This is a genomic window from Streptomyces sp. NPDC004134 (assembly GCF_042874195.1).
Taxonomy (GTDB): Bacteria; Actinomycetota; Actinomycetes; order Streptomycetales; family Streptomycetaceae; genus Streptomyces.
In genome coordinates this window covers 1-3,842 of the sequence record NZ_JBIAMS010000053.1, presented here as the reverse complement: position 1 = coordinate 3,842, position 3,842 = coordinate 1, and the positions used below count along the sequence as shown (strand labels likewise).

Sequence of the window (3,842 nt, the reverse complement as noted above, 5' to 3'; positions counted from 1 at the left end):
CCACGACCCCGCCTACTGGGCCCAGCACATCCGCCAACCCGTCCGCTTCCACCAAGGCACCACCCACCTCACCGACGCCGACGGCATCAGCCTCTACACCGAACTCGCACCCCACCCCACCCTCACCCCCCACCTCCCGTCCGGCGTCCGCAACACCCCCCACCTGGCCACGGAGACCCTCACCCACCTCGCCACCCTGGTCAGCCTCCACACCCACCACCACCCCGCCGACCTCACCCCCCGCCTCCCCCGGCCCGGCAGCGATCTGCCGAGCCTGCCCACGTACCCCTTCCAGAGCCGGCCCTACTGGCTCGACCTCCCCGCTCAGGTCACCAGCGCCACCGACCTCGGCCAGGCGGCCACCACGCACCCGCTCCTGCACGCCGCCGTCCAACTCGCGGACGGCACCGACGAGCACGCGTCGACCACGGTGTTCACCGGCCGGGTCAGCCTGAGCACCCACCCGTGGCTCGCCGACCACGCCGTCGCCGGTACGGTCCTGCTGCCCGGCACCGCCCTCGTGGACCTCGCCCTGCACGCCGGCGACCACACGGGCGCCGCCCACCTCGAAGAGCTGAGCCTGCACGCCCCGCTGACGCTCGACGAGGCAGGCACCCACGACCTACAGGTCACCGCCTCCGTCCGGGGCGGAACGGACAGCGACGAGAACCCAAGCGCCGGCCCGTGGCAGGTCACGATCCACTCCCGCCGCCACGCCGCCGACGACACCGAGCCCGAGCCCTGGACCCACCACGCCACCGGCACCCTCACCACCGAACCGGCCGCGCAGGCCGCACCGCCCGCGCAGTGGCCGCCCGCCGGGGCGGAGCCCGTGGACGTCACCGACCTCTACCCCCGTCTGCTGGCGGCGGGTTACGAGTACGGGCCCGTCTTCCAGGGCGTCACCGCTGCCTGGGTGCACCCCGACGGCACGCTCCACGCCGAGATCGGCCTGCCCGAGGACACGGACACGACCGGCCACGCCATCCACCCGGCCCTGCTCGACGCCGCCATCCACTCCCTGGCCACCCGCACGCTCCACGCGGACGGCGGCGCGCACGGCAAGGCGGAGGAGCTGCGGCTGCCGTTCGCATGGACCGGGGTATCCGTCCACGCCACCGGTGCCACCGAGCTACGCGCCACCCTCGCCCCCACCGGCGAGCACGGCCACGACCTGGCTCTCCACACCTGGGATCCGGCCGGTGCTCCTGTGGCCACGATCACGGCCCTCAACACCCGGCCCGTCGACGCCACCGCCCTCACGGGCGGCCCGCACGCGCAAACGGCCACCCGCAACAGCCTGTTCCACCTCGCCTGGCGCCCCGCCGAGCCCCAGGAGGAGCAGGCGGACCTCGGCCGGATCGACGTGTACGCGGCGGCCCCGGCGGTGGACGACTCCCCCGCAGCGGCCCACGTCGCGACGGAAGCCCTGCTCACTCATCTGCGGAGCTGGCTGGCCGCCAACGACGAGACCGACCGCCGTCTCGTCGTCCTCACGCACCGCGCCGTCGCCACCGACCCCGCCGAGGACGTCCACCTGGCGCACGCACCGCTGTGGGGCCTGGTCCGTACGGCCCAGAACGAGAACCCCGACCGCATCCACCTCGTCGACACCGACACCGCGGTCTCCAAGCCCGACGCGGCCGACGTCCCGCACCTCGCCGAGGCACTGGCCACCGGCGAACCCCAACTCGCCGTCCGCAACGGCCGGCTGCTCGCCCCGCGCCTGACCCGCTCCACCGGCGACGCCGCGACAGAAGAAGCCCGGCCGCTCGACCCGAACGGCACCGTGCTCCTCACCGGCGGCACCGGCGGTCTCGCAAGCCTGACGGCACGTCACCTCGTCACCCAGCACGGCGTACGCCACCTCCTGCTCGCCTCCCGCAGCGGCCCCGACCACCCCAACGCCACCGCACTCCGCGACGAACTCACCGACCTCGGCGCCCAGATCACCGTCACCGCCTGCGACGTCACCGACGCCGACGCCGTACGCACCCTCGTCGGCTCCATCGGCGACGACCACCCCCTCACCGCCGTCATCCACACCGCGGGCGTCCTCAACGACACCGTTCTGTCCAAGCTCACCCCCGACGAGCTGCACCCCGTCCTGGCGCCGAAGGTGGACGCGGCGTACCACCTCCACGAGGCGACCAAGGACCTGGACCTCGCCCACTTCGTCCTCTACTCCTCAGCGGCAGGCACCCTCGGCAGCCCGGGACAAGCCAACTACGCCGCGGCCAACACCTACTTGGACGCCCTCGCCCACCACCGCACCAGGCTCGGCCTGCCCACCACCAGCCTCGCCTGGGGCTACTGGGAGCAATCCACCGGCCTCACCGGCCACCTCACCACCACCGACATCCGCTCCCTCACCCACGGCACCACACCCCTCACCACCGAGCACGGGCTCCACCTCCTCGACACCGCGCTCACCACACCGCACCCTCACCACCTCTGCACCCCCCTCAACCCCGGCACCCTCCGCGCCGCGCCCCGGCTCCCGGCGCTCCTCCGCGACCTCGTACCGGCCCCCCGCCGCACCGCCGCGCGGACACACGGTGCCCAGGCGCCGGCGACGGATCTGGCCGCGCGGCTCCGGGAGCTGCCATCGGAGGGGCGGCAGAAGCTGCTGCTCGACGTCGTGTGCAGCGCCGTCGCCGCGGTCCTAGGGCACGGCGGCGCGGACGCGATCGATCCGTACCGCCCGTTCAACGAGCTGGGCTTCGACTCCCTCACCGCCGTCCAGCTCCGCAACCGCCTCACCGAGGTCACCGGGCTCCGGCTGACCTCCACGCTGATCTTCGACTACCCCACGCCGAACGACCTGGCCCGGTACGTCGGCGAGAGCATCGGCGTCGACGAGGCGAGCCCCGAGAGCTCCTTCCTTGCCGAGATCGACAAGCTCGAACTGACATTGATCGAGCGTTCCGCGGAGGACGCCGGGCGGGTGAAGGTGACCCGCCGACTCCAGGCCCTCCTCACCCGCCTCAACGAGACCGCACGCACGGCACCGGAGGGCGAGGACATCGAGACGAAGCTCCGGTCCGCGTCCAACGACGAACTCTTCGACCTGCTCGACAGCGATCTCGACCTTTCCTGACCCCGGCGGCGCCCGCGCCGCCCCAGCAATTCCGTACAGAGGAGCGACGACCAATGTCGGACGAAGCCAAGCTTCGGGAGTACCTGACCCGCGCAGTCGCCGAGCTGCACCAGACGCGGCAGCGCCTGCAGGACGCCGAGACGGCAAGGCAGGAGCCGATTGCGATCGTTTCGATGGCATGCCGGTACCCGGGCGGGGTGCGGTCGCCCGAGGACCTGTGGCGGCTGGTCGCCGGCGGTACGGACGCGATCTCCGACTTCCCCGGGAACCGCGGCTGGGACGTCGAGGGCCTCTACGACCCGGACCCCGACAGGACCGGGAAGAGCTACGCCCGCGAGGGCGGCTTCCTGCACGCGGCGGACGAGTTCGACCCCGAGTTCTTCGGCATGAGTCCGCGGGAGGCCACGGCCACGGACCCGCAGCAGCGGCTCCTGCTGGAGGCGGCCTGGGAGACGTTCGAGCGCGCGGGCATCGACTCGCACTCCCTCAAGGGCAGCAAGACGGGCGTCTTCGCCGGGGTCATGTACGACGACTACACCGGCCGGCTCATGCACCAGATCCCGGAGGGCTACGAGGGGTTCCTGGGCAACGGTGGTGCGGCGAGTGTGGCGTCGGGGCGGGTGGCGTACACCTTCGGCCTTGAGGGCCCGGCGGTGACCGTCGACACCGCCTGCTCCTCCTCCCTGGTGAGCATGCACCTCGCCGCGCAGGCGTTGCGTAATGGTGAGTGTGAGCTTGCTCT

The 3,842-nt window shown here is 72.6% G+C and carries 2 protein-coding genes; both read left to right on the top strand.

The genetic code is table 11. The features are described from left to right. Window positions 1-3,100 (top strand): type I polyketide synthase (locus ACFYVJ_RS34720; RefSeq protein ID WP_388900502.1); only part of this gene is annotated, 3,100 nt, incomplete at its 5' end. A 53-nt stretch (window positions 3,101-3,153) separates the two neighbouring features. After that, on the top strand, window positions 3,154-3,842 hold a 689-nt coding region (locus tag ACFYVJ_RS34715; RefSeq protein WP_388900499.1), incomplete at its 3' end, for a beta-ketoacyl synthase N-terminal-like domain-containing protein.